Source organism: Wolbachia endosymbiont (group A) of Pogonocherus hispidulus (assembly GCF_964028195.1).
Lineage (GTDB): Bacteria > Pseudomonadota > Alphaproteobacteria > Rickettsiales > Anaplasmataceae > Wolbachia.
Genome location: NZ_OZ034750.1, coordinates 545,013 through 571,048 on the forward strand (window position 1 = coordinate 545,013; position 26,036 = coordinate 571,048).

The window sequence follows — 26,036 nt, forward strand, 5'->3', positions numbered from 1 at the left end:
ATTCTTGTATACTGTTTTGAATCAGTTAAATAGATAATGAAGTGCAGGACGCAGTTTTAATTTTACAAGATGGTAAATGCTTTTGGGGAAAATCAGTAGGTAAAAAAGGCAAGTGCATAGGTGAGGTCTGTTTTACCACTGGTATGACAGGTTATCAGCATACTATAACTGATCCTTCTTTTGCCGATCAAATTATAACGTTCACTTTTCCTCATATTGGTAACGTTGGAATAAACCATAAGGATAATGAAGGAGAGAAAATTTTTGCAAGTGGTGTGGTTATGCGTGAACTTTCTTCTATGTCCCACCCTTCTTCATATATCAGTTTAAATGATTGGTTAGAGAAAAATAACGTGATTGGGATATCAGGAGTTGATACTAGAGCTTTAACGAGACATTTGAGAGAACATGGATCTCAAAATGGAATGATATGCCCGTCAAGCGAGACGCATGCGTTGGACAAATTGAAGGAATACAAATCTGTAAATGGGATAGAAATAACCAATAAAGTTAGCTTGCATAGTAATTTTAAAAGTGACCTTAATGCAAAATATAGGGTTGTAATCGTTGATTTTGGCGTAAAAATCAGTATAGTTTCACGCTTAATAGAACTTGGTTGTACAGTTGAATTAATCAGACCAGATACAGGTTTTGCTCAAAAAGTGTTGAGTATGAATCCAGATGGTATAGTGCTTTCAAATGGTCCTGGTGATCCGCAAGAAATAGGAGAGAGTGTAGTTTCAGAGATAGACATTATTATAAAATCTAAAATACCAATTTTTGGCATATGCCTGGGTCATCAATTACTTGCGATTACTTTGGGAGCAAAGACCATCAAGATGGATATTGGTCACCGAGGGAGTAACCATCCAGTTTATGATGTAATTAGTGGAAAAGTTGAGATCACTAGCCAAAATCATGGTTTTGTTGTTGATTCAGCTTCTCTTCCAAGTAATGTTGAAATTACTCACATTTCTCTATTTGATAATAGTGTAGAGGGAATAATGATGAAGGATTACCTAGTCTTTTCTGTGCAATATCATCCAGAAGAAGCGCCAGGTACGCATGATTCGCATTATTTGTTTAGACGTTTTATTGGCAATATTGTGTTGTATAAAATGAAATCTGCATGATTTTAATTAAGGTAGGTTTTATTGCTTGATTTTTTAATTTTAGGCGTTTAGTATTAAATACAATAAAAGCTTGAGTTAAGGTACTAAAATAGCGTTCTCTTAACAAATTTTTGTGGAGGAGTGACCGAGTGGTTAAAGGTAACAGACTGTAAATCTGTCCGCATTGCGTACGTAGGTTCGAATCCTACCTCCTCCATTGTGCGGGTATAGCTCAATGGTAGAGCTCTAGCCTTCCAAGCTAGTGACGTGGGTTCGATTCCCACTATCCGCTCTTTTTTTTGTTGTATTTTTATAAAATCAACATATTATTTATTGATGTATTTGTATTTTGGGTAGAAAAGTTTAAATTATGACAGCAGTAGTGGAAGCATTTGGAAAGCCGCATGTAAATGTGGGAACAATAGGACATGTGGATCATGGGAAGACAACGTTAACAGCGGCGATAACAAAGCATTATGGAAATTTTGTAGCGTACGATCAGATAGATAAGGCGCCAGAAGAAAGGAAGAGGGGGATAACGATAGCAACAGCGCATGTTGAGTATCAGACGGAAAAAAGGCATTATGCACACGTTGATTGTCCTGGACACGCTGACTATGTAAAGAACATGATAGTAGGTGCAGCACAGATGGATGCGGCGATATTGGTAGTGTCGGGGGTTGATGGGCCAATGCCACAAACGAGAGAGCATATATTGCTGGCGAAGCAGGTAGGTGTTGGATATATCGTGGTGTATATAAATAAAGCTGATGTTGCTGATGCTGATATGATAGACTTGGTAGAAATGGAAGTGAGGGAATTGCTGAATAAATACGGATTTCCAGGGGATGAAGTGCCTGTGGTAGTGGGGTCTGCATTGAAAGCGCTGGAGGATGATAGCAGCGAATATGGAAAGAAATCAATAGATAAATTGATGGAAAAGTTAGATAAATATGTGGCGGTTCCACCAAGGCCTGTGGATTTACCATTTTTATTGCCAATCGAGGATGTATTTTCGATATCGGGGCGAGGAACGGTGGTAACAGGAAGGATAGAGAAGGGAGAGATAAAGACGGGAGAAGAGATAGAGATAATAGGTCTGAAAGCGACGCAAAAGACGATATGCACAGGTGTAGAAATGTTTAAGAAGTTGCTGGATAAGGGAAGTGCAGGACTCAATGTAGGGATATTACTAAGAGGGACAAAGAGAGAAGAAGTGGAGAGAGGGCAAGTATTAGCAAAACCGGGGACGATAACGCTGCATAGAAAGTTTAAGGCGGAGGTTTATATATTAAAGAAAGAGGAGGGAGGAAGGCATACACCATTTTTTGCGAATTACCAGCCACAGTTTTATTTAAGGACAACGGATGTAACTGGGAGCATAAAATTGCTAGATGGGAAGGAGATGGTAATGCCAGGAGATAATGTGAGTGTAGAAGTAGAATTGCAAGTACCGATAGCAATGGATAAGGGATTGCGTTTTGCGATAAGAGAAGGCGGTAGAACTGTTGGTTCTGGTGTTGTTTCTGAAATTTTGGAGTGAGTGTAGTAACTAAGATGAAGCAAGATATATATATTAACATTAAGGCTTTCGATTGTTCTTTATTGGAGGAGTGTGTTCGAAAGTTTGTTGATGAATTAAAGCGGTCCAGTGCAAAATTATCTGGTCCGATTGCGTTGCCAAGAAAAGATTCTAAATTTATTGTTAATAGATCTCCTCACGTTGATAAAAAATCTCGTGAACAGTTTGAAATGAGAACTTCTAGGCGTTTGATTGTTTTACATGATCTTACTCCTACTATGATGCAGATGCTTACAGGTTTATCTTTTTCTGCTGGCGTAGAAGTGGATTTAAAAGTCAAGGAAGTTAAGGTTTAGGAGAAGGAAATGAAGAGAATAAATTCGCTGAGGAGAATTGGTTTATTAATGACGAATATTGGTCATACTGCTATATACTCTGACAATAGTCGCATGGCTGTAACTTTATTGCATCTCAGCGAAACTTATATTATTGATATAAAAGGACAAGATAAATGTGGCTATAATTCAGTCATTTTAGGCACAGGAGATTTTAAAAATATAGCAAAACCTCAGTTGGAATATTTAAAGAAAAAGGGTATAAATAATAAATGTAAGTTATACGAAAGTAGATTAAATGACCTGTCGGGAATAGAATGTGGTAAAAAAGTGGGAATCAATCATTTTGTGGTTGGTCAATATCTTGATATTACAGGTTATTCTATAGGCAAAGGATTTGCTGGTGTGATGAAGCGGCATAACTTCAGTGGGCTTAGGGCATCTCATGGTGTTTCTATTGCTCACAGATCACAAGGTTCCACTGGTCAATGTCAGGATCCTGGTAGAGTATTTAAAGGAAAGAAAATGGCTGGTCATTTAGGTAACAGCAGGATAACTGCACAAAATATGAAGATATTATCCATTGATCATGAAAATAGTATAATTGCTGTGAAGGGTAATAATGTTCCTGGGTTTAAAAATTCCTATGTTTTTGTAAGAGATGCAGTTAAAAAATCTTTATATAAAGATGTTCCTTTTCCGGTAGGTTTACTGTTAGATGTAAATGATGATGCTAGTAATTTGGTAAGTTAGTTATGGAATGTAATTTAGTTAATCTATCTAATAATAATGTAGGTACTGCTCAGCTCAATCCTTTGATATTTTCTGCTAAGCAAAAATTGAGTATTTTGCATGATATAGTGAGATGGCAGTTAGCGAAGAGAAGAGCTGGTACTCATAAAACAAAAGGCATCAGTGATGTCTCTGGTACAACAGCTAAACCTTATGGTCAAAAACGTACCGGTAGGGCAAGACAAGGGAGCTTGCGATCTCCTCAATTTAGAGGTGGTGGGATTATTTTCGGCCCTGTTGTGAGGAGTCATACTTATTCTCTTAATAAGAAGGTACGCAAATTTGGTTTAAAAATTGCTTTATCTCTAAAGTATTTAAATAATCAAGTGATTATTCTGGATAATTTAAATATTGATGTGAAGAAAACGTCTGAAATGTGTAAATGTATTAAAAATTTTAAATTTTCTTCCTTTTTGATAGTTGGTGATTATGGAGATGATTTGTTGCGTGCTGTTAGAAACTTGCATTATGTAGACTTAATCAAACCTATTGGGTTAAATGTCTTTGATATATTGAATCACGAATGCGTGATGTTGACAAAGGATACTTTAAAGCATCTTGAAGGTAGATTGTTATGATCAAATATAATAATATAATAAAATCTCCTATAATTACAGAAAAGGCCTCTTTTTTGAGGGAGAAGTTTAATAAATATTCTTTGTATGTTTTTGTAAATGTAAATAAGCGTCAAATAAAGTTGGCAATAGAGTCTCTATTTGATGTTAAAATTTCTTCTATAAATGTTGTTAGAATTAAGCCTAAATATAGGCGTTTCAGGGGTGTGATTGGTTGTGAAAAACAGAAAAAGAAAGTTTATTTTTCTTTGATAGATGGTCAAAAATTAGATATAATGAGCGTTTAATATGGGTATGAAATTTTTTAATCCTGTTACTCCGTCTTCTCGTGGGACTGTGTTAGTAAGTAAAGTTGGTTTATCAAAAGATAAGCCAGAAAAGTCTCTTACATCCGGTAAAAAGTCCAGTGGTGGAAGAAATAATTATGGTAGAATTACAACTCGTCATAGGGGTGGTGGTCACAAAAAGAAGTATAGAGTTATAGATTTTAAGCGTAATAGAAGTGGTCAGGGTATAGTTGAAAAAATAGAGTATGATCCAAATAGAAGTGGGTTTTTAGCGTTAATATCATATAAGGAAGATGATATTAAGTCTTATATATTAGCTCCTCAAGGTATGAAGCCTGGTGATATTGTTACAGCTGGAAATGATGCTGATATTTTGCCAGGTAATTGTTTGCTACTCAAGTATATACCTGTTGGTTCTTTCGTTCATAATGTTGAGCTGAAGCCAGGTAATGGTGCTGCGATTGCTAGAGCTGCTGGTTGTTATGCGCAAATCGTTAGTCGTGATGGCCAATATGTTTTATTACGACTCAGGTCTGGTCAAATTAGGTTGATTTTATCTTCTTGCAAGGCTACTATTGGTGTAGTATCTAACCCTGACCATAAGAATAGAAAGCTGGGTAAAGCTGGAAGAAGTAGGTGGCTTGGAATTAGACCTACTGTGCGTGGGGTTGCGATGAATCCGGTTGACCATCCTCATGGAGGTGGGGAAGGAAAAACCTCTGGTGGTCGTCATCCTGTTACTCCTTGGGGTGTTGCAACAAAAGGAAAGAAAACTCGGAGGAAAAATAAATCTAGTAATAAGTATATAAAACAATTAAAAGGGTAATTTATGAGTAGATCTGCGTGGAAGCCTCCTTTTTGTCATCCTTCTATATTAAAGTCGGTGAATAATGCTTTAAACAAGGGGTTTGTTAACATGGCTATAAAAGTTCATTCCAGGGCTTCTGTAATTCTTCCTAATTGTTTAGGTTTAAAGTTTGCTGTTTATAATGGTAAGGATTACATTCCTGTTAATGTTAATAATCAGAATATGATAGGTCATAAGTTTGGTGAATTTTCGCCCACTCGTAAATTTACTGGGCATAGTGGTGATAAAAAGGCGACAAGAAGGTAATTGATATGAAAAACAGAGATGTAATAGTTAAAGCTGGTTCTAGGGTTTTAAAATCAACTCCTCGTAAATTGAATTTGGTTGCTGGTTTAGTACGTAATAAAAAAGTTTCTTTTGCCACTGTGCAATTAAGATTTTGTGAGAAGAAAGCTGCGGGTCTTATAAGGAAGGTATTAAATTCTGCGATTGCTAATGCTCAAAATTATGGATTGGATATCGATAATTTATATATAAAAGAAATTTTAATAGGTAAGTCTCTTACTTTGCGTAGGGTATGTCCAAAAGCTATGGGTAGAGCTAATAGAGTTAGTAAACGTTATAGTAATATAACTGTAAAATTGGGGGAAATTATATGATTCATAAAAATAGAAAATTAATAAGGAAAGTGCAAAAATATGGGAAACGTTAATCCTAAAGGATTTAGGTTAAAAATAATTAATACTTGGTCATCTATTTGGTATGCTGAGAAGGGTTATAAACAAGGGTTGCATCAAGATTTATCTATTCGCAGTTATATAAATGAATCTTTTAAGCATGCTGGTGTTTCTAAAGTAATTATAGAGCGTACAATCGATTTGGTGTCTGTAATAATACATTCTTCTAGACCTGGAGTGATAATAGGTAAGAAAGGCTCAGATATTGAGAAGATAAAGCAAAAGATAGCTGAAAAAGTAAAAAATAATGTGGAAGTGAATGTAGTAGGGGTTAAAAGGTCTGAAATAGATGCAGTTTTAATATCAAGCAGCATTGCACAACAGTTAGAAAAAAGGGTTTCATTTAGAAGAGCGATGAAAAAAGCTATTCAAAGTTGTTTGAGGATGGGTGGTAGAGGTATTAAAGTAAGTTGTTCTGGGCGCCTTGGCGGAGCTGAGATAGCTCGTACTGAGTGGTATAAAGAAGGCCGTTTACCTTTACACACTTTACGTGCTAATATAGATTATGCTTTTTGTGAAGCAAAAACTATATATGGTATTATAGGAGTTAAGGTTTGGGTTTATATTGGTAATTAAGGTATATTGAGATGTTTGTTCCCAAAAAAAGTAAATATAAAAAAGTATTTAAAGGACGAATTAAGGGTAACACGAAAGGTGGTAGTACGCTATCTTTTGGAGATTATGGTCTAAAGGCTATGGAAGCTGGTAGGATTCAATCTAAACATATTGAAACCGCAAGGCGTGTAATATCTAGAACTTTAAAACGTTCTGGTAAAGTCTGGATAAGGATTTTTCCTGACACTCCTGTTAGTAAAAAGCCAGCGGATGTACGTATGGGTAAGGGAAAAGGTAGTGTTGAATTTTGGGTGTTTAAAGCTAAGCCCGGTAGAATGTTGTTTGAAATTAGCAGTGATGTTCCCATGCATTTAGCAAGATTGGCGCTTGAAAAGGCAACCGCTAAGCTTCCTATGAAGTGTAAATTTGTATCTAATCATAATTAAATGGAGTTGCAATGGATATAGCTGACATTAGGTCAAAATCCTCACAAGAATTGCATGAAATTCTTGTAAATTTGAGAAAAGAGTTTGTTAATTTGGTTTTTCAAAAGAAGTTGGGGCAGTGCAACAATATTTCACGTTTTAGCTTAATAAGAAAGAGCATAGCTCGTATTCTAACTGCATTAAATGAAAGAAAAGGAGAGGAAAAGAATGCCTAAGAAGGTTTTTTGTGGTACTGTAATTAAGACTAAATGTGATAAAACTGTAAAGGTTTCGGTATTACAAGTGTATAAGGATGAGCTGTATAAAAAGGTTATAAAAAAATACAAGAAGTATACAGCGCATGATGAGAATAATAGTTGTAAAGAAGGGGACAAGGTTTTAATACAAGAACACAAGCCTATTTCTACTACTAAAAAATGGGTTGTTGTTAATAGCTCACATTGAATAGGATATTTATATGATTCAAAAAAATACATTGTTGGAAGTAGCTGATAATTCTGGTGCGCGTGCAGTGCTTTGTATTGGTTTATTGGGTGGTAGAAAGTCTGCATCTATAGGTGACACAGTTATTGTATCTACTAAATCTATTACTTCAAGAGGGAAGGTTGAGAAGGGAAAAGTATATAGAGCAGTTGTGGTGAGGGTGAAAAGCCCTATTAGAAAATCTGATGGTTCTGTAATTCGTTTTTCTAGCAATGCTGTAGTTTTGATTAACGATCAAGGTGAACCACTTGGCACTCGGGTATTTGGTCCGGTAAAAAAGTTATCATCTGGTTCTTTTATGAAGATAATGTCATTAGCTGTTGAGGTTTTATAATGAGTGCTAAAATAAAAAGTGGTGACGACGTTATAGTTTTAACTGGTAGAGATAAGGGAAAAATTGGTAAAGTGATTAAAGTTGTGGCATGTGATGCTAAAAGAAAGTTAATTGTTTCTGGGGTAAATGTACATAAGAGACACACTAAACCAAAAGCTGGTAGTAGTGGTGGTATATTAAATAAAGAGTTAGCTGTTGATATATCCAACGTTGCAACATTGGACCCTAAATATAAAACTCCAACTAGAGTGGGGTTTAAGGTTATAGACGGTAGAAAAGTGCGTTTTGCAAAAGTTTCTGGAGAAGTGATAGATTAGGTTGATATGTTTAAAGAATTGTATAAAGATAGCATAGTAAAGTCCTTAAAGGATAAGTTTAATTACGGCAATATAATGCAAGTGCCTAAACTTGTCAAGGTGTGTATCAATATGGGCGTTGGAGATGCTGCTACAGATAGTAAAGCAATAAGTGAACCACTTGATAGCCTATATTTGATTGCTGGGCAGAAGCCTTTATCAACTTTTGCAAAAAAATCTATTTCTGGCTTCAAGATCAGAAAAGGTGCTACAGTAGGTTGCAAAGTAACTTTGCGTAGAGATAAAATGTATGAGTTTTTAGAAAGATTGATATATATTGCTTTGCCAAGGGAAAAAGATTTTAGAGGGTTTAGTGTGAAGCAATTTGACGGTAATGGTAATTTTTCCTTTGGTATAAAGGAACATATCTCGTTTTTAGAAATAGACTATGATAAAATAAGTAAAATTAGAGGTATGGATATTAATATTATAACAAGTGCAGTTAGTGATAAGGAAGCAAAGGAATTATTACTGGCTCTTAAATTTCCTTTTTTTGATTAATTGAGAGGAGAAATATATGGCAAAAAAATCTATGATAGAAAGAAATCTTCGCAGAATAAAGCTGTGCGATCAATATAAAGAAAAAAGAGAGAAATTGAAATCTATAATAAATAATAAGAATTTGTCTATTGTAGAAAGGTTTACAGCTCAAAATAAATTAATTAAAAAATTGCCTAGAAATTCTTCTAAAACCAAAATTAGAAATAGGTGTGCTTTAACTGGGAGACCAAGAGGAGTATATAGAAAATTTGGTTTATGTAGAATTGTTTTGCGTGATTTATGTTCTTTTGGGCAAGTTCCAGGAGTTACAAAGTCTAGTTGGTGAATATAATATAAGGAGTATATTGTGGCGTTATCTGATAGTATTGGTGATTTTTTAACAAGGATACGTAATGCTCAATTAGCAATGCATAGAACAACAAGAGTATTGTTTTCTAAAGTGAATTCTTCTATACTGAAGATTTTAAAAGATGAAGGGTATATCCTTGATTATGAAAAGCAAGTTGTAGATAATTTACCTTCTTTCATTGTAAAATTGAAGTATTATGAGAAGTCACCTGTAATTAGTGACATAGTTAGGGTGTCAAAGCCTGGTTGTCGTCGTTATTCTAAGTATAAGGACATTTCTAAAGCATATAATGGTCTTGGTATTTTTATTATATCGACACCTAAAGGAGTGATGACTGATTATAATGCACATAAGTTAAAGGTTGGTGGAGAAGTTTTGTGTCGTGTGTTTTAAATAATAGGAGAAATTCATGTCTCGTATAGGTGCTGCTCCTATCAATATTCCTGCTGGTGTTTCAGTTGAATATAATAATGGTAGGATGTTAATAAAGAGTGCTAAGGCTGAAAAAGAGCTTAGCTTGATCAGGGATGTTGTGTGCCAGATTGTTGATAATCAGCTACTCCTTTCTGTGAATCAAGATAAAGATGATTATGATGAAATAAAGCCTATGTGGGGCACTTATAGGAGTAATATTAATAATATTATTAACGGCATGGTTGACGGTTTTTCTGTTAATCTTGAGATTAACGGTGTTGGATATAAGGCAGAGTGTGATGGTAAGTATTTGACTTTGTATCTTGGTTATAGCCATAATGTTAAATATAAAGTGCCTAAAGATGTTGAGATTAAGTGTATAAAGCCAACTCACTTAGTAGTTAGTGGTATGGATAAGCAGAAGGTCTATATGGTGGCATCTGATATATGCAAAGTTAGAAAATATGATCCTTATAAAGGTAAGGGTGTTGTAATAAAGGGTAAATTTATGTTGCGTAAAGTTGTAAGTAAAAAGAAGTAATTAAGATGAGAAGGTTATATAATTTTTTAAGTAACTATGAAAAAAGGAAGTTGCGTAATAGAGCGAAGCTTGACAAGAGCGCTGAACGTTTGCGTATATCCATATTTAAATCTAATAGGCATTTTTATGTCCAGTTAATTAATGATGTAAAAGGAGTAACTCTCACTTCGGCTTCTACTTTGGATGCTAAAATTAAGGATGTATGTAAAGGGAAAGTCAACGCTGAAACTATAAAACAGGTTTCTTCTTTAATGGTTGAGCGTCTGTCTGGCATGAAATTAGAGCAGCAGCTTACGTTTGATCGTGGAGCGTATAAATATACAGGATTAGTTTCTCAATTTGCTGAGGCTTTAAGAAGTTCTGGATTTGAATTTTAGAAGGTTTTGAATATGGCTATAAAGAATTTACAAAATAATAATGATTTATCAGAGCTTTTAGTTTCGGTACGAAGAGTAACAACGGTTACCAAAGGTGGTAGAAGATTTTCATTTTCAATTTTGGTTGTTGTTGGCGATGAGAAGGGTAGGGTAGGATGTGGAATAGGTAAGCACGCAGAAGTTGCTGAAGCAAGAGTCAAAGCTGCAAATGCTGCAAAGAAATCAATGATTAGAGTGTACTTGCGTGAAGGTAGAACCTTGCATCATGATATTAAAGCTAAATTTTGTTCTGGTGAGATAGTTTTAAGAACCGCAAGAGCCGGAACAGGTATTATTGCTGGTGGAGCGATTAGGTCAGTTTTTGAGGTGTTAGGTATAAAGGATGTGGTAGCTAAATCTACTAGATCAAATAATCCTCATAACGTTATATGTGCGGTGTTTAAAGCTTTTGATAGTATGTTATCTCCTCGTCAGGTAGCAAGCAAAAGAGGCAAAAAGATTAGCGAGATAGTTGGAAACAGGTAAAGTATGAATAATGCTGTAAAATTAAACTCTATATTTACTAAGTTATCTAAGAAAAAGAAGCCTAAGTTGCTGGGTAGAGGTATCGGTTGTGGTAAAGGTAAAACATCCGGTAGAGGGCATAAAGGGCAGAAGGCTAGAAGTGGAGTTTCCATAAATGGTTTTGAGGGTGGACAACAGTCTATATATACTCGTTTGCCTAAAAGAGGTTTTAAGCCTATACGTAGGAACATATACTCTATAATTAATGTTGGCGATATACAGCGCTTAATGGAAGCTAAAAAAATAGTGAAAGACTCTGTTATAGATAAGGATAGGCTGTATGAATTAGGTTTTATAAAGTCTATTAAGGATAAAATTAAACTTCTTAATAAAGGTAAGTTGAGCGAAAAATTTGTGTTTCATGTTGATTTTGCGTCAGAAGCTGCAAAAAAATCTGTAGCTTCAGTTGGTGGTAGTGTGGAAATACTATCGTAAATCATGGGCAATAAATCCGCATTTAATAGCTTGGATCCTACGTTGTTATATAAAGGCGATTTATTAAAACGTATATTTTTTACGCTAATAGCTTTAATTTGCTATCGCTTGGGTACTTATGTGCCTATTCCTGGAATTAATCTTGATGTAATTAATGATATATTTCCCAAAGAGGGCTCAGGCGTTTTTGGAGTATTTAATTTATTTTCTGGTGGTGCATTGGCTAGAATGACAATTCTAGCATTGAACGTTATGCCATATATAATGGCTTCTATCATTATTCAGTTGCTTTCTTCTGCGATTAAAGGAATGAAGGAAGTTAAGAATGATGGAGAGTCAGGCCGTAGAAAGATGAATTCTTATATACGCTACCTGACCATAGTAATTTGTGTATTTCAATCAATTCCAATTTTGGTTGGATTGGAAGGGATGAATAGGGAAGGGGTATTGGTTGTAATCGAACCTGGTGTTATGTTTCGTACAATAGGTGTTTTCAGCCTTTTAGGTGGAACTATGCTTTTAATATGGCTTGGTGAACGAATCAGTGCTAGCGGTATAGGCAATGGTATCTCATTAATCATTTTCACGGGCATAATATCAGAGTTACACAGCGCTTTGTCATCTCTGTTAACGTTAAATAAAAACGGTAGCGTATCGTTATTTATTATCCTTTTTGTTTTGGTATTGTTTTTTTTGCTGCTAGTCTTAGTCATTTTTGTAGAGTCTTCTTATAGAAAAGTTATTGTTCAACATCCTAAAAAGCAATTTAAAAGATTACATAATGACGATTTTACTTATATTCCATTGAAGATTAATTTATCTGGTGTAGTACCAACCATTTTTGCTAATGCAATTTTATTGACACCTATTTCAATTGCAAATTTCTATAAGGGGCACGCTTTTTCTGATTTTATTTTGAATTACTTTATGGCAAATAAAGTAGTATATATTGTAGCCTATTTGGTGCTGATAGTATTTTTTAATTTTTTCTATACCAATTTTATATTTAATCCAGAGGAAAACGCAGATTTTCTTAAAAAAAATGGTGGTTTTATACCTGGTAGAAGGCCTGGGAAACATACTTCTGATTACCTTCAAGATATAGTTTTTAAGTTGACATTCATTGGCTCTGCGTATTTGGTAGTTATATGTACCGTACCTGAAGTTATGAGATATTATTATGATATACCATTTATTTTTGGTGGGACGAGTTTACTGATTATAGTGAACGTTATTACTGATACTATTATGCAAATACAATCTTATATTTTTTCGAATAGGTACGATAGCTGGATAAAGAAATATGAGTCTAAAACGAGGAAAGTAAGATGATCATTACGATTTTTGGTCCTCCAGGTTCTGGTAAAGGTACTCAGTCAAGCTTGTTAATAGCAAAATATAATTTAAAATTAATTTCAGTGGGGGATTTATTAAGGAATATTATATCTGATGGCAGTGAGTTAGGTAAAAAAATAAAGGGTACCGTGGAATCTGGTAATTTAATTCAAGATGAAATTATATGTGGATTATTGCATGACCAGCTTGCATTAATGGATGGTAATTTTTTGTTGGACGGTTTTCCGAGAAATTTAAACCAGGCTCATTTTTTGACTCAAGTTTTGCAAGAAAAATATAATAGGGATGTTGATATTGTAATTGAGCTGCAGCTTGACGATAATATTGCAATCGATAGATTAAAAAATCGTCTCGCGTGTTTGGACTGTAAAAGCATATATAGTGTATCTTCTTTTAAGAGTACTACTTGTGCTAAATGTAAAAGTACGAGGTTAGAGAAAAGAATTGATGATGCTGATATGTCTGCAATTAATAAGAGAATAAGTGAATATCACCTTCAAATGAAAGGTTTACGCGAGTATTATAAAGGCAAATTATTAACAATTGACGCTAATTTGAGTGTTGATGAGGTAACGCAAGAGATTGAAAGTAAAATTTCTTGTAATTTGGTTTGACTCTGAGTTGTTTTATGGTATAAATTAAGAGTTGTTATTAATAAAGTATCGAGGTACCAGTGGCACGTATTGCAGGCATAAATATTCCAGTGAGGAAATGTGTTCCTTTTGCATTAACTTATATATATGGTATAGGTATTGCTACTGCGAATGTAATTTGTCACGCTTGCGAAGTTGATAAGCGCAAACGTGTTTCAGAATTACGAGATGAAGATATAGAAAAGATCAGCAGTTTCATTAGACAAAATTATGTTATAGAAGGTGAGCTCAGAAAAGAAGTGGCTATGAACATAAAATCCTTAGTGGAAATGGGATGCTATAGAGGAGTGAGACATAGAAAAGGTTTACCTGTGAGAGGGCAAAGGACTCATACTAATGCTAAGACTCGTAAAGGTAGATCTCGGTTGCCTATTGCTGGGAAAAAATAAAATTTATTATTATTGTGAGTTTTAATGAAAAAAGTCAAAACGGTTGGTAAGAGTACAAAGGAGTTTATTACTGGTGTTGTTCATATTCGTGCAACTTTTAATAATACTTTTGTAAATGTAACTGATGTTCATGGTAATACGCTATGTCAAACTTCTGTGGGTGCATGTGGTTTTTCAGGTTCGAGAAAATCCACACCTTATGCTGCAGGTAAGGCTGCGGAGGCTGCTGCGAAGAATGCAATGGAGAGATTTGGTATGAAGGTTGTCTCTGTAATAATTCGTGGTCCTGGCTTTGGTACCGAAGCTGCGGTTAAAGCACTTCAGAGCTGTGGGTTGACTGTGACTTCAATTGCAGATAAAACCGCAATTCCTCATAATGGGTGCAGGTTAAGAAAAAAAAGAAGAGTATAGGATATTTGAAAAGGTTGTTTTATGTATTATAATAATGATGTTTCTCTCTGTAGCAATTCAGATAAATTGATTAAACCTAGTTCAGTTAAGGTAATATCAGATAATTCAAGTGAAAAAAGTGATATAGTGCTAGAACCGTTGGAAAGTGGTTTTGCTTTAACATTAGGTAATGCATTAAGACGTGTAATGTTATCTTCTCTTAAAGGTAGTGCTGTTTATGGAATAAAAATTGAAGGTGTAACTCATGAGTTTACTTCAATTCAAGGGGTGAGAGAAGACGTAACTGATATAGTATTAAATATGGGCATGTTGAGGTGTAAATTAAATGGTGCTTCTAATAAATGCTTAAATTTAAACGCTAAAGGGCCTTGCCAGGTATTGGCTGGGATGATAGAAACTGATGATCAATGCTCTATTGTTAATAAAGATTTATTAATATGTACGCTGGGGCAAAATGTAGAGCTTAACATGACCATATATGTGGCTAGCGGAAAAGGTTATCTTCCTGTAACTAAGTATAAAGAAAATGAACTTTTGAAGCTTATGAGTGAACAGGATTTAATTGGTTTTATTCCAGTTAATGCTTTGTATAGCCCTGTCAACAGGGTTTCGTACAGGGTAGAGAATAGTCGTGTTGGCCAAGTGACTGATAAGGATAAGCTGATATTGTCAATTGAAACTGATGGTACAATCTCTCCGAGTCAAGCTGTTGACTCTGCTGCAAGAATATTACAGGAGCAACTTCAGCCCTTTATTAGTTCTGATGTAAGTTATAAAAAATCGCAGGTTTCTTCGTCTAGTGGTGCTAAAGATTTGGGTTATGACCCTGTCTTATTGCGTAAGGTAGATGAAATGGAATTATCTGTCAGGTCTCATAACTGTCTGAAAAACGAAAACATCACTTATATAGGTGATCTTGTGCAAAAGACAGAAGGTGAAATGTTAAGAACTGCTAATTTTGGCAGGAAGTCTTTGAATGAGATTAAGGCAGTTTTGGCTAATTTTGGCTTGTCTTTGGGTATGAATGTGCTAAACTGGCCGCCTAAGGATATAGATGAGTTGGCTAAACAACATACTGATGAAGATTAGGTGATATATGAAACATGGAATAAAAAAACGTAAACTATCTCGTTGCACTGAACATAGATTATCGACGTTAAAGAATCTATCTATCTCATTAATTAACCATGAGCAGATTGTAACTACTTTACCAAAAGCTAAGGAACTTCGTCCATATGTCGAAAAGTTTATTACAATTGCTAAGAATAAGAATACTTTACATGGTAGAAGACTTTTGCTTTCACGCCTTCATAATAGTAAGTTAGCAGTTGATAAGTTATTAAACGTCTTAGCCAGCCGTTATCAAGATCGTAAAGGTGGGTATTCTAGAATAATAAAATTTAGCACTCGAAAGGGTGATTGCGCTTCAATGGCAGTGATAGAACTGGTTAATAGGGATATTGCAGCAAGAGGTAAGGTTTATAGTAAAAATAGAGAAGGAGGCAAAGTAGTTACACAAAGTTAATTGTTATCATAATTGTTCTTCTTATGGTAAGTAGGTTACGCTACTTTGTAGGTTATTTTGGCGAATTATTAGTTTTGGCATATTTAAAGCTGAAGTGGTATAATGTTATAAAACGCCGTTACCGTTGTAAGTTCGGTGAAATTGACTTAATTGTATCTAAAAAAAAGGAGCTGATTTTTATAGAAGTTAAAACAAGTTTACTTGGAAAAGAAATACCGATATCTCATCTTCAATGTCAGTCTATTATAAATTCTTCTAAGTATTTCTTAAGTAAAAACCTTAGTTTTTTAGATTATTCAGTCAGATATGATTTATGTTTTCTTTCCTTAAAGAGAGGACCTGTTTATATAAAAAATGCTTGGATTGAAGAATGGAAGATTTGTAGCTGAATTAATTTAGATTTACTGGATTTAATATGAAAAAGACCCAATACAATAATTTAGTTTCATCTTACGCTAGAGTGCTGTTTCATGTCTCAGGAAGCAGGTTAGGTATTATAAGGAAAGAAGTAGAATTTTTATTGGCTTTTTTTAAGGATCAACGTGATGTTTTTGTGTACCTATCTCATCCTATGATTTCTTTTGCACACAAAAAAGAAGTGATGCTTTCTATAAATGAGCACTTGAGTGAAAATTTAGTAAAATTTATTATGGTTATATTTGCAAACAAACGCTCTAGTTTATTGATCCTTATATTAGAAAAATTCTTAAGTCTTGCAAAAGAAAATGAAAATGAATTCGAAATTACTATAAAGTCAGCAGAAGCTTTAAAGGAATCTGATATAAAAATAATTACTGAATCTTTGAGCTTTCTTGGTAAAATAATAAAAGTAAGCAATGTGGTTGACCCTTCTATACTAGGTGGCTTCGTAGTTAGGTATGGTTTTAATTTGATCGATGCTTCGCTAAAAAGTTACTTAGATAGGTTAGTTGACTTAAGTAAAATGGAAATATTAAAAGTAAGGAATTTTGTATGAAGAACAGTATGAATGTTTCTGAGATAGCAAGTGTAATAAGAGAAAAAGTTGAGACGTTTGATAATCCTATAAAGCGGGAAAATATAGGTGAAGTAATTTCAGTAACAGATGGTATCGCATTGGTTTATGGGCTGGAAAAAGCAAAATTCGGTGAAAAGGTATTTTTTGCAAGCGGTGTAGAAGGAATAGTTCTTGATTTAGATCATGATACGGCTGGAATAGTTGTGCTTGGTAATGACCGTGATGTGAAAGAAGGGGACGTTGTAAAGTGTAGTGGTGATGTTGTGCAGGTGCCTATAGGGCATGAATTGTTAGGGAGAGTTGTAAATGCGTTGGGCCATCCTATAGACGACGGTGGGGAAATTAGAGCCAAAAACAGAATGGATATAGAATCTAAAGCGCCAGGCATTATTGATCGTAAGTCTGTGCATGAGCCACTGCAAACAGGAATTAAAATTATAGATTTGCTAATTCCAATAGGTAGAGGGCAGCGTGAATTAATTATTGGTGATAGACAAATTGGTAAAACTACTATTGCGCTTGATACTATTATCAATCAGAAGAAGATTAACGATGAGGTAAACGAAAATCAAAAAGTTTACTGTGTTTATGTTGCTATTGGGCAAAAAATTTCAACAGTAGCAAAAGTGGTAAATAAGCTGAAAGAAAGCGGAGCATTAGAGTATACAACTGTAGTTGTGGCTAGTGCATCTGACTGCGCGCCTATGCAATTTTTAGCACCTTATGCTGGTTGCACTATTGGGGAATTTTTCCGTGACAATGGAATGCATTGTTTGATTATATATGATGATTTATCTAAGCATGCTGTGGCATATAGGCAGATGTCTTTATTGCTCAGACGTCCTCCTGGTCGTGAAGCTTACCCTGGAGATATATTCTATGTACATTCTCGCTTGCTTGAAAGAGCTGCTAAAATGTCTGATAAAAAAGGGCAGGGGTCTTTAACTGCTTTGCCGATTGTCGAAACTCAAGCTGGTGATGTATCTGCATATGTGCCAACAAATGTTATTTCAATCACCGATGGGCAGATCTTTCTTGAGTCTGAATTATTTTATAAAGAATTTCGACCTGCAGTAAATATAGGTTTGTCAGTTTCACGGGTTGGTTCTGCTGCACAACTAAAGTCTGTGAAGAAAGTTGCTAGTTCTATAAAGCTAAGCTTAGCTCAGTATAGAGAATTAGAAGATTTTGCAAAATTTGGTTCTGATCTTGATGCTAGTGTTCAATTATCCTTGAATAAGGGTAAATATCTTGTCGAGTTATTAAAGCAAAAACAACATTTACCTATGTCAATAGAAGAGCAAGTAGTGCTGATGTATATTTTTTCTAACCTATATAATCAGTTAAGTAAAATACAAATAAGTTACATTAATAAATTTGAACATGATCTTATTAATTATTTTCATACTGTACACCCTGGGGTTTTAAAAAAGTTGTCAAATGACATGAGTGATGATATAAAAGGTGATATTTTTAACATTGTGAGTAATTTCGTTACTCAATTTAATTGCGTTTAGGTGGTGATTATGGCTTCATCCATTATTAATAAATTTCCTATGACGAGGGAAGGTTTTGAGAATATGCAAGCCGAACTTGAAAAATTAAAGGAAGAAAAACCTTCTGTGATACAGGCTATTTCTGATGCTCGTGATCAAGGTGATTTGTCTGAAAACGCAGAGTATCATGCAGCACGGGAAAGGTTAGGTTTTATTGAAGGCCGTATAATGGAGATAGAGAGTAAGCTCTCACATGCGGAAATAATAGAAGTAAAAAATTTGTCTGGTGATTCAGCAATGTTTGGTGCAACTGTGACATTAAGCATGTTAAGTGATAATAACGGTGAAGTGGAATATGTTTATAAGGTTGTAGGCGAATATGAAGCTGATGTTTCAAAGCAGTTAATATCTACTAGTTCACCACTCGGGAGTGCCTTAATCGGCAAAAAAGTCGGTGAATATGTGGAAGTGACAGTGCCAAATGGAGAGAAATTGTATAAAATAGTTAAGATTGAATTTAAGTAAATTATTATGGTACAGGCCACTTATGCTTCAATGAGTCTACCCGGCATTTCTTCTGTGGAAGATGTATTAGAGGATGCTCGTTCCGGTAAATTATTCATTTTAGTTGATGATGAAAATAGAGAGAATGAAGGTGATTTGGTTGTCTTAGCTGAAAAAGTAAAACCAGAACATATGGCTTTTATGGTTAGGTACGGTACTGGCATTGTGTTTTTAGCTATGACAAAGCTTCATATGAATAAACTAAATCTTGAGTTTATGAGAAGAAGTAATGTGGATGAAAAGCTTACTCCTCATACTGCATTTACTACGTCAATTGATGCGCGTTATGGCATTACAACAGGTGTTTCTGCTCATGATAGAACGCATACGATACTTACCGCTATTGATGAAAAGAGTACTAAAGATGATATTATTACTCCTGGGCATGTTTTTCCTATTATTGCAAATGATGGTGGGGTTTTAGCACGCAATGGTCATACTGAAGCAAGTGTTGAAATAGCAAAGTTAGTTGGCTTTAATCATGCAGCTGTAGGGTGTGAATTAGTGAATGATGATGGCTCTATGATGCGCTTACCTGAGCTGCTTGAATTTGCTGAACATCATAAAATTAAGTTAACCACCATCGACAAACTTATCAGTTACGTCAAAAAATCAAACTAGCGTTTATAAATTTGTATAATTTAAGTGTTAAAATATAGAATTCCTATAAATTATACAAGCACAGAATTTTCATGTTTAGAATTGCTAAGTTTTTGACCTTATTGTTCTTTTTTGCATATTGTAATAATGCTTACTCTATTAACATTATTAGAGATAGTGAAGTGGAAGCAATAGTGAAAGAGCTAGCGCAACCTTTATTTTTCGCTGCAAACATTGATAGTGACCGAATGAAAGTTTTTATAATTAATGATAATTCGATTAATGCTTTTGTAATTAACAACAACAGTATCTTCATTCATTTAGGGCTTTTACGATATTCGGCTAAACCTTATGTCCTGCTTGGTATATTAGCACATGAGATTGCTCACATATCTGCTGGTCATATATTGCAAATGAGTAGTGCTATGGGTTATTTTCAATCGATAGCAATGATTAGTTATATGGTAGGATTAGTTTCTAGTATTATCATTAACCCTCAGGTTGCTGGTGCAATTTTGCTTAGTGGTGTAGCGTTCAGTTCAAGACTATTTTTTAACTATTCTCAAGAGCAAGAAAGTGTAGCAGATAGCTATGCTTTAAGGTATCTTGATAAATCTGGCTATGATAATTCAGGTATGAAAGAGATTTTTGATTATTTTAAAAGTATTGAGCATGAGAACACCGAGGAATATTTCCGCACTCACCCACTTAGTGAGAAACGCATATTTGCTGTACAAAATTATAAGGTCAAAAACAACGTAAAACCAATTTTTGCGGATAAGTTACTAAAGTTTGAGCGTGTGGTTGCAAAGCTAGACTCTTTCTTTGCTCCTATTCATGTGTTATCTAATAAATATGAAAATAATTCTGAGTATGTAAATGCTATAGTTTGCTATAGGCAAGGAAAGATAGAAGAGGCTATTGCTAAAGTTAATTCATTGATTCAAGAGTCACGCAATGACCCATACCTATATGAATTAAAAGCAGAAATGCTATACAAGGCAGGAAATTTAAGTGAAGCAATAAAAATGTATGAGGAATCGCTTAGGTATTTATCTGAGAAGAATAGTTATTTAGTAAAACTTGCATTATCTCATACTTTATTATTACACAGTGATGCAAAAAAGGCGATTTTTTACCTGGAGCAGATTTTGAATGTAGAACCAAATAACGCTTTTGTCTGGAAATATTTAAGCATTGCATATAAATGTGAAGCTGATACGGCAATGCATTATTTTGCCTTGACAAAAAAGGCTTGCATTGAAGGTAATTTAAAGCAATTTACAAAATATGCTGAGCTAGCTGTTAAAACTTTACCAAAAGATAGCCCTTATTTGTTGCAAGTTGAAGATATGAAGCGATTTAATGGATAACAAAAAAGCATTTCTGTACTTTTATGGGTTATTTTGTCCACACTTTTCCAACATAGCTTTTGCTTCATTGCTTACGTTGGGCATAATTTTCGTTATGATAGTTTTAGCACCAAAAAATACACCACAGAACATGCCTAGAGCAAAGAGGGCTGGCCACGGCATCCTGCCAAATATTGCAAGCAAAGCTGCACCAATTATTACTACTGTCATAAGTGGACCGCCTATTCCCCAAACGTAACCAATAATATTGCATATTACTTTAGTTGTGTCATCCATATCAGGACCAGTGGTAGCTGAATAACCTGAGAAAGAGAAAAGTAATACTACACAAAAAATACTAAAAAATCTTTTTATCATAGAGCTCATTTTCTTGCCTTTAAATAATAAATTAATGCAAACTTAAACCTACACATATTTTTATTTTAAAATAAAAATTATAATTTGTCCATACATAAGTGTTGCTACATAAATAACCCACCATTAATGTTAAGCACATGCCCTGTTATATATTTTGCTTCATCACTTGCTAAAAATAAGACCCCTGCTGCTATTTCTTCCCCTGTTCCCATTCTTTTCATTGGAATATTATCTAATATTTTTCCCTTTTGTCCTTCATTTAAAACTTCAGTCATTTTAGTATCTATAAACCCAGGAGCAATACAATTTACTGTTATATTACGACTTGCAACTTCTTTTGCTATAGATTTGCTCATAGCTATTATTCCAGCTTTAGACGCTGCATAATTTGCTTGCCCGGCGTTTCCTGTCAGCCCTATTATTGAGGAAATATTTATAATTCTTCCCCAATTATTCTTAATTAGTTTCCTGCATGCTTCTCTACTCAGCTTAAATGTAGAGCTCAAGTTAATATCAATTACTTTTTGCCATGCTTCATCTGTCATCCTCAATAATAAACTGTCTCGCGTAATGCCCGCATTGCATACAAGCCCGTCAAAGCCTTCCATCAACTCACTTGCTCTATTTACTAGTTGATTTACTTCCTCAGCATTTGATAAGTCACAAGGGAGTATGTGCATATTTTTTTCATATTGTTTAGCAACTTCTTCGAGTACTTCTTTTTTTGTGCCAGAAATACATAAAGTTGCTCCGGCTTTGTGCATAATTTTTACAATTGCTTGCCCTATTCCGCCTGATGCGCCAGTAATCAGGAACTTTCTGCTTTCCAATTTAAACATAATAACTTTATATTATCTTAATTCTTAACAGAATATTGACTGGTTGGCAATAGATTTCTTACATAATATAAGTAACTCAGATATTCACAAAATAAAGGAAAAGTTATAATAAAGTTAAACGTCAAAAAATTTTAAAAACATAGTTGCAGGAATTGTTACTAAATAGTTTATTCTGGTGCTCTACAGTCTAAATGGAATGCTTAAATTATAGATTCTTTGTTTTTGTGTGTTATCTTGAGTTAACACAAATTCACAGTAGTATTATGATAAGTAAGTTGAAAAAGCTTAGCACTGGATTTTCTTTGACAGGCTTGATTGGCCATAGTGATAATATAAATATGCAAGGAGCAAAAAATAAAAAGAAGAGGTACCCAAAATTTTTGGATAAGACGTTTGCATTGATTGATGCAGTGATAAATTTTATTTTAAAACGCGAAAGTAATAACGTAAATGAAGTCCTGAAAGTAACATGGGGACCACTATTTTTTGGTCTGATAGTAATACTCATCTTTTTTGGGATAGGTGGTATTTGGTCGGCTATAGCTCCAATTGACGGTGCGGTGCATGCAAGTGGAGAAGTTATTGTATCTTCAAATAGAAAAATAGTTCAACACTTGGGCGGAGGAATAATAAGCAAAATTTTAGTAAAAGAGGGTCAAGCAGTTAAAAAAGATGAGCCCCTAGTTTTGTTGAGTGATGTTAACGAGAAAGCGAATTTAAGTATCATCAAAGAGAAACTCTTATCATTTTTAGCAACAGAAGCAAGGCTTATTGCAATCAGAGGAGGTTTAGACACGCTCGAGTTTCCTGATGGGGTTAAAAAATTATCTAACGATGAACTTGTAAATAAAGCGATAAAGAATCAAGTACAGTTGTTCAACTCTCAGAGAAAGAGCATATTGGGAAAAACAGACATACTGCAACAACGTATAAAGCAGTTAAATGATGAATTAGCGGGGCTAAACTTTCAACTAAATGCAGCTCATAAGCAATATGACTTGATAACTGAGGAGTTGGAAACAAAAAGACAATTACTTGATAGTGGCCATATAAGCAAACCACACATTTTAGCTTTAGAAAAACAGTTTGCTGAAATTGAAGGCAGAGTTGGACATTACCGTTCTGCAATATCTCAAGTGCAGCAAAAAATTGGAGAGAACGAATTAGAAATTATAAACGTGAAAAATGATTCTCAAGAAAGAGCAAACGCTGAACTTAAGGAAGTTAGTACGTCTATTGCAGACTTGAAAGAGAGGCTGATGGTTGCTGAAGATTCATTAGCACGTACAATAATTAAATCGCCTCAAGATGGGATAGTCACAGATATAAGATACCATACTGAAGGTGGTGTTATACAATCTGGAGTTCCGATCATGAGTGTAGTGCCATCGGATGATGACCTAATAATAGATGCTAAAATTCAGACCAGAAACATAGAAGAGGTACTGTCAGCACAAAAGAAAGATAGCAACATAGTCTCTATTGATGGGCTAGAAGGGCTAAAGGTTAAAGTTCGTTTAAGTGCTTATAGTGCACGTCGTTTAAGTTTAATTAATGGCATAGTAAGCAATATTTCTCCCGATGCCCTTGATGATCCAAGGCTAGGGCGTTATTATTCAGTACGCGTAGTGATACCAAAACCAGAGCTTGCTCAGTTTAAAAACGTATACCTATACCCTGGTATGCCAGCAGAAGTGTATATAGTTACTCAATCCCGTACTCTTTTATCATTCTTGTTTACGCCTATAATTGCAACAGTTGATAGGTCTTTTATAGAAAGGTAGCTCACTCGTTAAAGTAGTAGTGAAAAAAAAAAAAGTGCCGTAATAAAATTTAGGTTATAGTTAGACAATATCAATAACATGTAGCCCTACACTACTTGCAATCCCTATAAATTGAATATCGAATTTTAAAGAAGGCTCTGTTTTGCTACTTGCATTATGAAGCCTAAAAGAAATAGTCCATCCACCCTCAAACATTATTTCTATTGTACTTGACGAGCCAGACTTTCTTTCTATTACTCGTATTCTTTCAGGTATTTTCCATTTTGAACCGTATTCTAATGTGCCGCCAATATTGACGGACTGCAAAGAGACTGTTTTTCTTTTACACGCTGTTTTTAACATAATCTTATAAAAATCATGACGCCCAAGTAAATATCTGAAAAATTTTTCAACAAATACACCTCTAAAACTTTCACATAGCCGTTTAAGCTCATCCTCAAACGCTGTTAAAACTGGCAAATAAATTCTTGTTTCTTTTCCTTGAATATCTCTAAATAGCATATTCTGAGCACGCATTTCTCTTAATTGCATAAATACAGGCTGAATAGTTTTAAAATATTTTTCGCTACATGGATGATCTGTCCATTCTTTACCAAAATCAATTTTATCTGAAAGTCGAGAATGTTTTATTGCAGCATGATTGTATTTAGCTGAAATTCCAATTTGACCTTTAGAACCTGTCTTGAAAAGGAATGAGGAAAAGAATATGATAGTGTAAGTAAAAAATAGGAGGGGAAATTGTATCTAAGTGATAAGGAATGGGAAATTTTGGAGCCACATGTTGCACAAGGAGAGATAGGGAGGCCAAGGAAGCACAATATCAGAACGATTATTAATGCAATAAGGTATATAATGAGAGGTGGTTGTCAATGGAGAATGCTGCCGAAAGATTTTCCGCCATGGAAGACGGTGTATGACTATTTTTTACTTATCTCATCATATTCTCTTTCTCATTTCTTTTCAAGACAGGTTCTTAGAGCTAACAGAAAAGTTAGTGCGATTAATAATTGATGAAATAGAAAATGTTGGATTATCTGAAATTATTAAGGAATGCGAGGGTGAGGAAAGAATAAAGATCGATGAAGAAACCCTGCAAAAAATCTTTAATAAAGAATAACTCACGATATTAACTTTTTTCATCTGAAACTTTAGATAACTCTGCTTCTAATTCTTCTATTGTTGGCAGAGCGGTTTTTATCTCTTTTGGTAGATTTTCAGTTATTCGATATTCTGCTAGCCCTATTGGCTTATTTATGTCTTTTAGTGTATACTTTGCTAGTACATTATCCTTTGACTTACATAAAATTAATCCTATTGAAGGTTGGTCTGTTTCATGTTTCAATAAATCATCAACCGCTGAAAGATAAAAATTCATTTTACCAGCATACTCTGGCTTAAAATCTTTGTCTTTTAGTTCTATTACCACAAAACAACGTAACTTTAAGTGGTAAAACAATAAGTCAATATAGAAATCTTTATTTCCAACATCTAAGTGATATTGCCTACCAACAAACGCAAATCCTTCCCCTAGCTCTAGCAGAAATTTTTCCATATGTCCTACAAGTCCTTTTTCTACTTCTCTTTCGTGTGCATCTTCTCCTATGCTCAAAAAATCAAAAATATATGGATCTTTTAATGTATAATGTGCTAGATCTGATTGAGGGGATGGTAATTTTTCTTTAAAGTTAGTAATAGCTTTCCCTTGACGCCTGTAAAGCCCAAGTTCAATTTGCATAACCATCACACTACGTGACCAACCATGCTCTATAGCTTTCTGGAAGTAGAAAAGTCTCTCTTGTGGGTCTTTTATCTTATCCATAATCACTACGATATGAAACCAAGGCAATTGTGCAGCAACCTGCTGCACAAATTCAACATTTGGATATTCTTCAGCAAACCTACGCATATATTTTAGGTTTCTAGCGCTGAAGCCTTTCATCTCGGGAAAGATACTTTTCAAGTCCTTACTTAATTGCTCAATAACTTTAGCTCCCCAGCCGTGTTCTTTTTGCCGTTTTAAGATTTCTGTTCCAATATGGTGGTAAAGCAAAATAAGCCTACTATTTACCACAAGTGCTGCTTTATAACGACTAGTAGCAATATGTTCCTTCAACTGCTCTAAAAATTCTGTATATTCTTTTGCTATAATTTTTGTCATAGAATTCCTTA

Annotated in this window: 41 protein-coding genes and 2 tRNA genes; 39 read left to right on the top strand and 4 right to left on the bottom strand. The window is 34.5% G+C overall.

Features of this window, described 5'->3' with window-relative positions:
* Window positions 1-41 precede the first annotated feature (41 nt).
* The 36 genes from carA (at window position 42) to ABWU58_RS02795 (ending at window position 20,887) form a co-directional block, all read left to right on the top strand.
* The gene (carA, locus tag ABWU58_RS02620) at window positions 42-1,133 is read left to right on the top strand and encodes a glutamine-hydrolyzing carbamoyl-phosphate synthase small subunit (protein WP_353283540.1); all 1,092 of its coding nucleotides are present in this window, start codon (window positions 42-44) and stop codon (window positions 1,131-1,133) included.
* 114 nt (window positions 1,134-1,247) lie between these two features.
* Window positions 1,248-1,329: transfer RNA gene (locus ABWU58_RS02625), tRNA-Tyr, on the top strand.
* 4 nt (window positions 1,330-1,333) lie between these two features.
* Window positions 1,334-1,404 (top strand) — tRNA-Gly (locus ABWU58_RS02630).
* A 78-nt stretch (window positions 1,405-1,482) separates the two neighbouring features.
* A complete protein-coding gene (tuf, locus tag ABWU58_RS02635) occupies window positions 1,483-2,655 on the top strand; it encodes an elongation factor Tu (protein WP_353283029.1) in 1,173 nt (390 codons plus the stop codon).
* Window positions 2,656-2,669: 14 nt separating this feature from the next.
* On the top strand, window positions 2,670-2,990 hold the full coding sequence (gene rpsJ / locus ABWU58_RS02640; protein ID WP_012673184.1) for a 30S ribosomal protein S10: 321 nt from the start codon (window positions 2,670-2,672) through the stop codon (window positions 2,988-2,990).
* Between the two features lie 9 nt (window positions 2,991-2,999).
* Window positions 3,000-3,722 (top strand): 50S ribosomal protein L3, encoded by a 723-nt coding sequence (gene rplC / locus ABWU58_RS02645; protein ID WP_353283541.1) that lies wholly within the window; start codon window positions 3,000-3,002, stop codon window positions 3,720-3,722.
* Window positions 3,723-3,724: 2 nt separating this feature from the next.
* Entirely contained in the window at window positions 3,725-4,339 is a 615-nt protein-coding gene (rplD, locus tag ABWU58_RS02650; protein ID WP_064124641.1) for a 50S ribosomal protein L4, read from the top strand.
* Window positions 4,336-4,623, top strand: coding sequence for a 50S ribosomal protein L23 (locus tag ABWU58_RS02655; RefSeq protein ID WP_064124642.1), 288 nt, complete (start codon window positions 4,336-4,338; stop codon window positions 4,621-4,623). The genes rplD and ABWU58_RS02655 overlap by 4 nt, the downstream gene beginning before the upstream one ends.
* A 1-nt stretch (window position 4,624) precedes the next feature.
* On the top strand, window positions 4,625-5,449 hold the full coding sequence (gene rplB, locus ABWU58_RS02660; protein WP_353283542.1) for a 50S ribosomal protein L2: 825 nt from the start codon (window positions 4,625-4,627) through the stop codon (window positions 5,447-5,449).
* 3 nt (window positions 5,450-5,452) lie between these two features.
* Window positions 5,453-5,737 carry a 30S ribosomal protein S19 gene (rpsS, locus tag ABWU58_RS02665; RefSeq protein WP_353283543.1) on the top strand — a complete coding sequence of 95 codons (285 nt, stop codon included), beginning with the start codon at window positions 5,453-5,455 and terminating at the stop codon, window positions 5,735-5,737.
* Between the two features lie 5 nt (window positions 5,738-5,742).
* On the top strand, window positions 5,743-6,090 hold the full coding sequence (gene rplV / locus ABWU58_RS02670) for a 50S ribosomal protein L22 (RefSeq protein WP_007549821.1): 348 nt from the start codon (window positions 5,743-5,745) through the stop codon (window positions 6,088-6,090).
* A gap of 39 nt (window positions 6,091-6,129) precedes the next feature.
* Window positions 6,130-6,744 carry a 30S ribosomal protein S3 gene (rpsC, locus tag ABWU58_RS02675; RefSeq protein ID WP_353283544.1) on the top strand — a complete coding sequence of 205 codons (615 nt, stop codon included), beginning with the start codon at window positions 6,130-6,132 and terminating at the stop codon, window positions 6,742-6,744.
* Between the two features lie 11 nt (window positions 6,745-6,755).
* A complete protein-coding gene (gene rplP / locus ABWU58_RS02680) occupies window positions 6,756-7,169 on the top strand; it encodes a 50S ribosomal protein L16 (protein ID WP_182182787.1) in 414 nt (137 codons plus the stop codon).
* Window positions 7,170-7,180: 11 nt separating this feature from the next.
* On the top strand, window positions 7,181-7,384 hold the full coding sequence (gene rpmC / locus ABWU58_RS02685) for a 50S ribosomal protein L29 (protein ID WP_353283545.1): 204 nt from the start codon (window positions 7,181-7,183) through the stop codon (window positions 7,382-7,384).
* The gene (gene rpsQ, locus ABWU58_RS02690) at window positions 7,377-7,613 is read left to right on the top strand and encodes a 30S ribosomal protein S17 (RefSeq protein ID WP_353277158.1); all 237 of its coding nucleotides are present in this window, start codon (window positions 7,377-7,379) and stop codon (window positions 7,611-7,613) included. Before rpmC ends, rpsQ begins: the two co-directional genes overlap by 8 nt.
* 13 nt (window positions 7,614-7,626) lie before the next feature.
* Entirely contained in the window at window positions 7,627-7,986 is a 360-nt protein-coding gene (gene rplN, locus ABWU58_RS02695; RefSeq protein WP_353283546.1) for a 50S ribosomal protein L14, read from the top strand.
* Window positions 7,986-8,303, top strand: a complete 318-nt coding sequence (gene rplX, locus ABWU58_RS02700; protein WP_410542046.1) for a 50S ribosomal protein L24 — start codon at window positions 7,986-7,988, stop codon at window positions 8,301-8,303. The genes rplN and rplX overlap by 1 nt, the downstream gene beginning before the upstream one ends.
* A gap of 6 nt (window positions 8,304-8,309) precedes the next feature.
* Entirely contained in the window at window positions 8,310-8,843 is a 534-nt protein-coding gene (gene rplE, locus ABWU58_RS02705; protein ID WP_353283547.1) for a 50S ribosomal protein L5, read from the top strand.
* Between the two features lie 16 nt (window positions 8,844-8,859).
* Entirely contained in the window at window positions 8,860-9,168 is a 309-nt protein-coding gene (gene rpsN / locus ABWU58_RS02710) for a 30S ribosomal protein S14 (protein WP_064124653.1), read from the top strand.
* Between the two features lie 21 nt (window positions 9,169-9,189).
* Window positions 9,190-9,585 carry a 30S ribosomal protein S8 gene (rpsH, locus tag ABWU58_RS02715; protein WP_265025665.1) on the top strand — a complete coding sequence of 132 codons (396 nt, stop codon included), beginning with the start codon at window positions 9,190-9,192 and terminating at the stop codon, window positions 9,583-9,585.
* A gap of 16 nt (window positions 9,586-9,601) precedes the next feature.
* Complete coding sequence (rplF, locus tag ABWU58_RS02720) at window positions 9,602-10,147, top strand: 50S ribosomal protein L6 (protein WP_353283548.1); 546 nt, start codon at window positions 9,602-9,604, stop codon at window positions 10,145-10,147.
* Window positions 10,148-10,152: 5 nt separating this feature from the next.
* The gene (gene rplR, locus ABWU58_RS02725; protein ID WP_353283549.1) at window positions 10,153-10,524 is read left to right on the top strand and encodes a 50S ribosomal protein L18; all 372 of its coding nucleotides are present in this window, start codon (window positions 10,153-10,155) and stop codon (window positions 10,522-10,524) included.
* 12 nt (window positions 10,525-10,536) lie between these two features.
* Entirely contained in the window at window positions 10,537-11,049 is a 513-nt protein-coding gene (gene rpsE, locus ABWU58_RS02730; RefSeq protein WP_338406043.1) for a 30S ribosomal protein S5, read from the top strand.
* A gap of 3 nt (window positions 11,050-11,052) precedes the next feature.
* Window positions 11,053-11,523 (top strand): 50S ribosomal protein L15, encoded by a 471-nt coding sequence (gene rplO / locus ABWU58_RS02735; RefSeq protein ID WP_353283550.1) that lies wholly within the window; start codon window positions 11,053-11,055, stop codon window positions 11,521-11,523.
* A 3-nt stretch (window positions 11,524-11,526) separates the two neighbouring features.
* Window positions 11,527-12,855, top strand: coding sequence for a preprotein translocase subunit SecY (secY, locus tag ABWU58_RS02740; protein ID WP_253309081.1), 1,329 nt, complete (start codon window positions 11,527-11,529; stop codon window positions 12,853-12,855).
* A complete protein-coding gene (locus ABWU58_RS02745; RefSeq protein WP_353283551.1) occupies window positions 12,852-13,493 on the top strand; it encodes an adenylate kinase family protein in 642 nt (213 codons plus the stop codon). Before secY ends, ABWU58_RS02745 begins: the two co-directional genes overlap by 4 nt.
* A 59-nt stretch (window positions 13,494-13,552) precedes the next feature.
* The gene (gene rpsM, locus ABWU58_RS02750) at window positions 13,553-13,921 is read left to right on the top strand and encodes a 30S ribosomal protein S13 (protein WP_007550179.1); all 369 of its coding nucleotides are present in this window, start codon (window positions 13,553-13,555) and stop codon (window positions 13,919-13,921) included.
* A gap of 24 nt (window positions 13,922-13,945) precedes the next feature.
* On the top strand, window positions 13,946-14,332 hold the full coding sequence (gene rpsK / locus ABWU58_RS02755) for a 30S ribosomal protein S11 (RefSeq protein WP_264732204.1): 387 nt from the start codon (window positions 13,946-13,948) through the stop codon (window positions 14,330-14,332).
* Between the two features lie 21 nt (window positions 14,333-14,353).
* Window positions 14,354-15,421 (top strand): DNA-directed RNA polymerase subunit alpha, encoded by a 1,068-nt coding sequence (locus ABWU58_RS02760; protein ID WP_353283552.1) that lies wholly within the window; start codon window positions 14,354-14,356, stop codon window positions 15,419-15,421.
* A 7-nt stretch (window positions 15,422-15,428) separates the two neighbouring features.
* Window positions 15,429-15,857 (top strand): 50S ribosomal protein L17, encoded by a 429-nt coding sequence (gene rplQ / locus ABWU58_RS02765; RefSeq protein ID WP_253309077.1) that lies wholly within the window; start codon window positions 15,429-15,431, stop codon window positions 15,855-15,857.
* A 23-nt stretch (window positions 15,858-15,880) separates the two neighbouring features.
* Complete coding sequence (locus ABWU58_RS02770) at window positions 15,881-16,246, top strand: YraN family protein (protein WP_353283553.1); 366 nt, start codon at window positions 15,881-15,883, stop codon at window positions 16,244-16,246.
* 26 nt (window positions 16,247-16,272) lie between these two features.
* Entirely contained in the window at window positions 16,273-16,833 is a 561-nt protein-coding gene (gene atpH, locus ABWU58_RS02775) for an ATP synthase F1 subunit delta (protein WP_253309075.1), read from the top strand.
* Complete coding sequence (gene atpA, locus ABWU58_RS02780; RefSeq protein WP_353283554.1) at window positions 16,830-18,371, top strand: F0F1 ATP synthase subunit alpha; 1,542 nt, start codon at window positions 16,830-16,832, stop codon at window positions 18,369-18,371. Before atpH ends, atpA begins: the two co-directional genes overlap by 4 nt.
* Window positions 18,372-18,380: 9 nt before the next feature.
* Window positions 18,381-18,875 (top strand): transcription elongation factor GreA, encoded by a 495-nt coding sequence (gene greA / locus ABWU58_RS02785; protein WP_353283555.1) that lies wholly within the window; start codon window positions 18,381-18,383, stop codon window positions 18,873-18,875.
* 6 nt (window positions 18,876-18,881) lie between these two features.
* Window positions 18,882-19,535, top strand: coding sequence for a 3,4-dihydroxy-2-butanone-4-phosphate synthase (ribB, locus tag ABWU58_RS02790; protein WP_265035471.1), 654 nt, complete (start codon window positions 18,882-18,884; stop codon window positions 19,533-19,535).
* Window positions 19,536-19,606: 71 nt separating this feature from the next.
* Window positions 19,607-20,887 (top strand): M48 family metalloprotease, encoded by a 1,281-nt coding sequence (locus ABWU58_RS02795; RefSeq protein ID WP_353283556.1) that lies wholly within the window; start codon window positions 19,607-19,609, stop codon window positions 20,885-20,887.
* Window positions 20,888-20,908: 21 nt separating this feature from the next.
* Here the strand turns inward: ABWU58_RS02795 and ABWU58_RS02800 are convergent, their stop codons facing one another.
* Together ABWU58_RS02800 and fabG are read right to left on the bottom strand one after the other, a co-directional pair.
* Entirely contained in the window at window positions 20,909-21,253 is a 345-nt protein-coding gene (locus ABWU58_RS02800; RefSeq protein WP_353283557.1) for a TrbC/VirB2 family protein, read from the bottom strand.
* 95 nt (window positions 21,254-21,348) lie between these two features.
* The gene (fabG, locus tag ABWU58_RS02805; protein ID WP_338406029.1) at window positions 21,349-22,083 is read right to left on the bottom strand and encodes a 3-oxoacyl-[acyl-carrier-protein] reductase; all 735 of its coding nucleotides are present in this window, start codon (window positions 22,081-22,083) and stop codon (window positions 21,349-21,351) included.
* Window positions 22,084-22,346: 263 nt separating this feature from the next.
* Here fabG and ABWU58_RS02810 point away from each other — a divergent pair, with 263 nt between their 5' ends.
* Window positions 22,347-23,867, top strand: a complete 1,521-nt coding sequence (locus ABWU58_RS02810; RefSeq protein ID WP_353283558.1) for an HlyD family type I secretion periplasmic adaptor subunit — start codon at window positions 22,347-22,349, stop codon at window positions 23,865-23,867.
* Between the two features lie 60 nt (window positions 23,868-23,927).
* On the opposite strand, the gene ABWU58_RS02815 is transcribed toward ABWU58_RS02810, so the two are convergent.
* Window positions 23,928-24,611, bottom strand: a complete 684-nt coding sequence (locus ABWU58_RS02815; protein ID WP_353283703.1) for a HaeIII family restriction endonuclease — start codon at window positions 24,609-24,611, stop codon at window positions 23,928-23,930.
* Here ABWU58_RS02815 and ABWU58_RS02820 point away from each other — a divergent pair.
* Window positions 24,606-24,878: a transposase gene (locus tag ABWU58_RS02820; RefSeq protein ID WP_353283559.1), complete on the top strand. Its 273-nt coding sequence runs from the start codon at window positions 24,606-24,608 to the stop codon at window positions 24,876-24,878. The two genes, ABWU58_RS02815 and ABWU58_RS02820, sit on opposite strands and share 6 nt — an antisense overlap.
* A complete protein-coding gene (locus ABWU58_RS02825) occupies window positions 24,862-24,984 on the top strand; it encodes a hypothetical protein (RefSeq protein ID WP_353283560.1) in 123 nt (40 codons plus the stop codon). The genes ABWU58_RS02820 and ABWU58_RS02825 overlap by 17 nt, the downstream gene beginning before the upstream one ends.
* 9 nt (window positions 24,985-24,993) lie before the next feature.
* On the opposite strand, the gene ABWU58_RS02830 is transcribed toward ABWU58_RS02825, so the two are convergent.
* Window positions 24,994-26,025, bottom strand: a complete 1,032-nt coding sequence (locus ABWU58_RS02830; protein ID WP_353283561.1) for a YhcG family protein — start codon at window positions 26,023-26,025, stop codon at window positions 24,994-24,996.
* Between the last annotated feature and the right edge of the window lie 11 nt (window positions 26,026-26,036).

Excerpts from the sequence above, each read along its gene's own strand:
- ABWU58_RS02770 (WP_353283553.1), top strand. The coding sequence starts at position 15,881 with ATGGTAAGTAGGTTACGCTACTTTGTAGGTTATTTTGGCGAATTATTA.
- ABWU58_RS02810 (WP_353283558.1), top strand. The coding sequence starts at position 22,347 with ATGATAAGTAAGTTGAAAAAGCTTAGCACTGGATTTTCTTTGACAGGC.
- rpmC (WP_353283545.1), top strand. The coding sequence starts at position 7,181 with ATGGATATAGCTGACATTAGGTCAAAATCCTCACAAGAATTGCATGAA.
- ABWU58_RS02760 (WP_353283552.1), top strand. The coding sequence starts at position 14,354 with ATGTATTATAATAATGATGTTTCTCTCTGTAGCAATTCAGATAAATTG.
- rplQ (WP_253309077.1), top strand. The coding sequence starts at position 15,429 with ATGAAACATGGAATAAAAAAACGTAAACTATCTCGTTGCACTGAACAT.
- rpsC (WP_353283544.1), top strand. The coding sequence starts at position 6,130 with ATGGGAAACGTTAATCCTAAAGGATTTAGGTTAAAAATAATTAATACT.
- rpsN (WP_064124653.1), top strand. The coding sequence starts at position 8,860 with ATGGCAAAAAAATCTATGATAGAAAGAAATCTTCGCAGAATAAAGCTG.
- tuf (WP_353283029.1), top strand. The coding sequence starts at position 1,483 with ATGACAGCAGTAGTGGAAGCATTTGGAAAGCCGCATGTAAATGTGGGA.
- rplB (WP_353283542.1), top strand. The coding sequence starts at position 4,625 with ATGGGTATGAAATTTTTTAATCCTGTTACTCCGTCTTCTCGTGGGACT.
- ABWU58_RS02800 (WP_353283557.1), bottom strand. The coding sequence starts at position 21,253 with ATGAGCTCTATGATAAAAAGATTTTTTAGTATTTTTTGTGTAGTATTA.
- rplO (WP_353283550.1), top strand. The coding sequence starts at position 11,053 with ATGAATAATGCTGTAAAATTAAACTCTATATTTACTAAGTTATCTAAG.
- ABWU58_RS02830 (WP_353283561.1), bottom strand. The coding sequence starts at position 26,025 with ATGACAAAAATTATAGCAAAAGAATATACAGAATTTTTAGAGCAGTTG.
- greA (WP_353283555.1), top strand. The coding sequence starts at position 18,381 with ATGGCTTCATCCATTATTAATAAATTTCCTATGACGAGGGAAGGTTTT.
- atpH (WP_253309075.1), top strand. The coding sequence starts at position 16,273 with ATGAAAAAGACCCAATACAATAATTTAGTTTCATCTTACGCTAGAGTG.
- secY (WP_253309081.1), top strand. The coding sequence starts at position 11,527 with ATGGGCAATAAATCCGCATTTAATAGCTTGGATCCTACGTTGTTATAT.
- ABWU58_RS02795 (WP_353283556.1), top strand. The coding sequence starts at position 19,607 with ATGTTTAGAATTGCTAAGTTTTTGACCTTATTGTTCTTTTTTGCATAT.
- rplR (WP_353283549.1), top strand. The coding sequence starts at position 10,153 with ATGAGAAGGTTATATAATTTTTTAAGTAACTATGAAAAAAGGAAGTTG.
- rplC (WP_353283541.1), top strand. The coding sequence starts at position 3,000 with ATGAAGAGAATAAATTCGCTGAGGAGAATTGGTTTATTAATGACGAAT.
- rplF (WP_353283548.1), top strand. The coding sequence starts at position 9,602 with ATGTCTCGTATAGGTGCTGCTCCTATCAATATTCCTGCTGGTGTTTCA.
- rplD (WP_064124641.1), top strand. The coding sequence starts at position 3,725 with ATGGAATGTAATTTAGTTAATCTATCTAATAATAATGTAGGTACTGCT.
- ABWU58_RS02655 (WP_064124642.1), top strand. The coding sequence starts at position 4,336 with ATGATCAAATATAATAATATAATAAAATCTCCTATAATTACAGAAAAG.
- rpsQ (WP_353277158.1), top strand. The coding sequence starts at position 7,377 with ATGCCTAAGAAGGTTTTTTGTGGTACTGTAATTAAGACTAAATGTGAT.
- rpsK (WP_264732204.1), top strand. The coding sequence starts at position 13,946 with ATGAAAAAAGTCAAAACGGTTGGTAAGAGTACAAAGGAGTTTATTACT.
- rplP (WP_182182787.1), top strand. The coding sequence starts at position 6,756 with ATGTTTGTTCCCAAAAAAAGTAAATATAAAAAAGTATTTAAAGGACGA.
- rplX (WP_410542046.1), top strand. The coding sequence starts at position 7,986 with ATGAGTGCTAAAATAAAAAGTGGTGACGACGTTATAGTTTTAACTGGT.
- ABWU58_RS02745 (WP_353283551.1), top strand. The coding sequence starts at position 12,852 with ATGATCATTACGATTTTTGGTCCTCCAGGTTCTGGTAAAGGTACTCAG.
- rplE (WP_353283547.1), top strand. The coding sequence starts at position 8,310 with ATGTTTAAAGAATTGTATAAAGATAGCATAGTAAAGTCCTTAAAGGAT.
- rplV (WP_007549821.1), top strand. The coding sequence starts at position 5,743 with ATGAAAAACAGAGATGTAATAGTTAAAGCTGGTTCTAGGGTTTTAAAA.
- ribB (WP_265035471.1), top strand. The coding sequence starts at position 18,882 with ATGGTACAGGCCACTTATGCTTCAATGAGTCTACCCGGCATTTCTTCT.
- rpsE (WP_338406043.1), top strand. The coding sequence starts at position 10,537 with ATGGCTATAAAGAATTTACAAAATAATAATGATTTATCAGAGCTTTTA.
- atpA (WP_353283554.1), top strand. The coding sequence starts at position 16,830 with ATGAAGAACAGTATGAATGTTTCTGAGATAGCAAGTGTAATAAGAGAA.
- rpsS (WP_353283543.1), top strand. The coding sequence starts at position 5,453 with ATGAGTAGATCTGCGTGGAAGCCTCCTTTTTGTCATCCTTCTATATTA.
- rplN (WP_353283546.1), top strand. The coding sequence starts at position 7,627 with ATGATTCAAAAAAATACATTGTTGGAAGTAGCTGATAATTCTGGTGCG.
- rpsJ (WP_012673184.1), top strand. The coding sequence starts at position 2,670 with ATGAAGCAAGATATATATATTAACATTAAGGCTTTCGATTGTTCTTTA.
- fabG (WP_338406029.1), bottom strand. The coding sequence starts at position 22,083 with ATGTTTAAATTGGAAAGCAGAAAGTTCCTGATTACTGGCGCATCAGGC.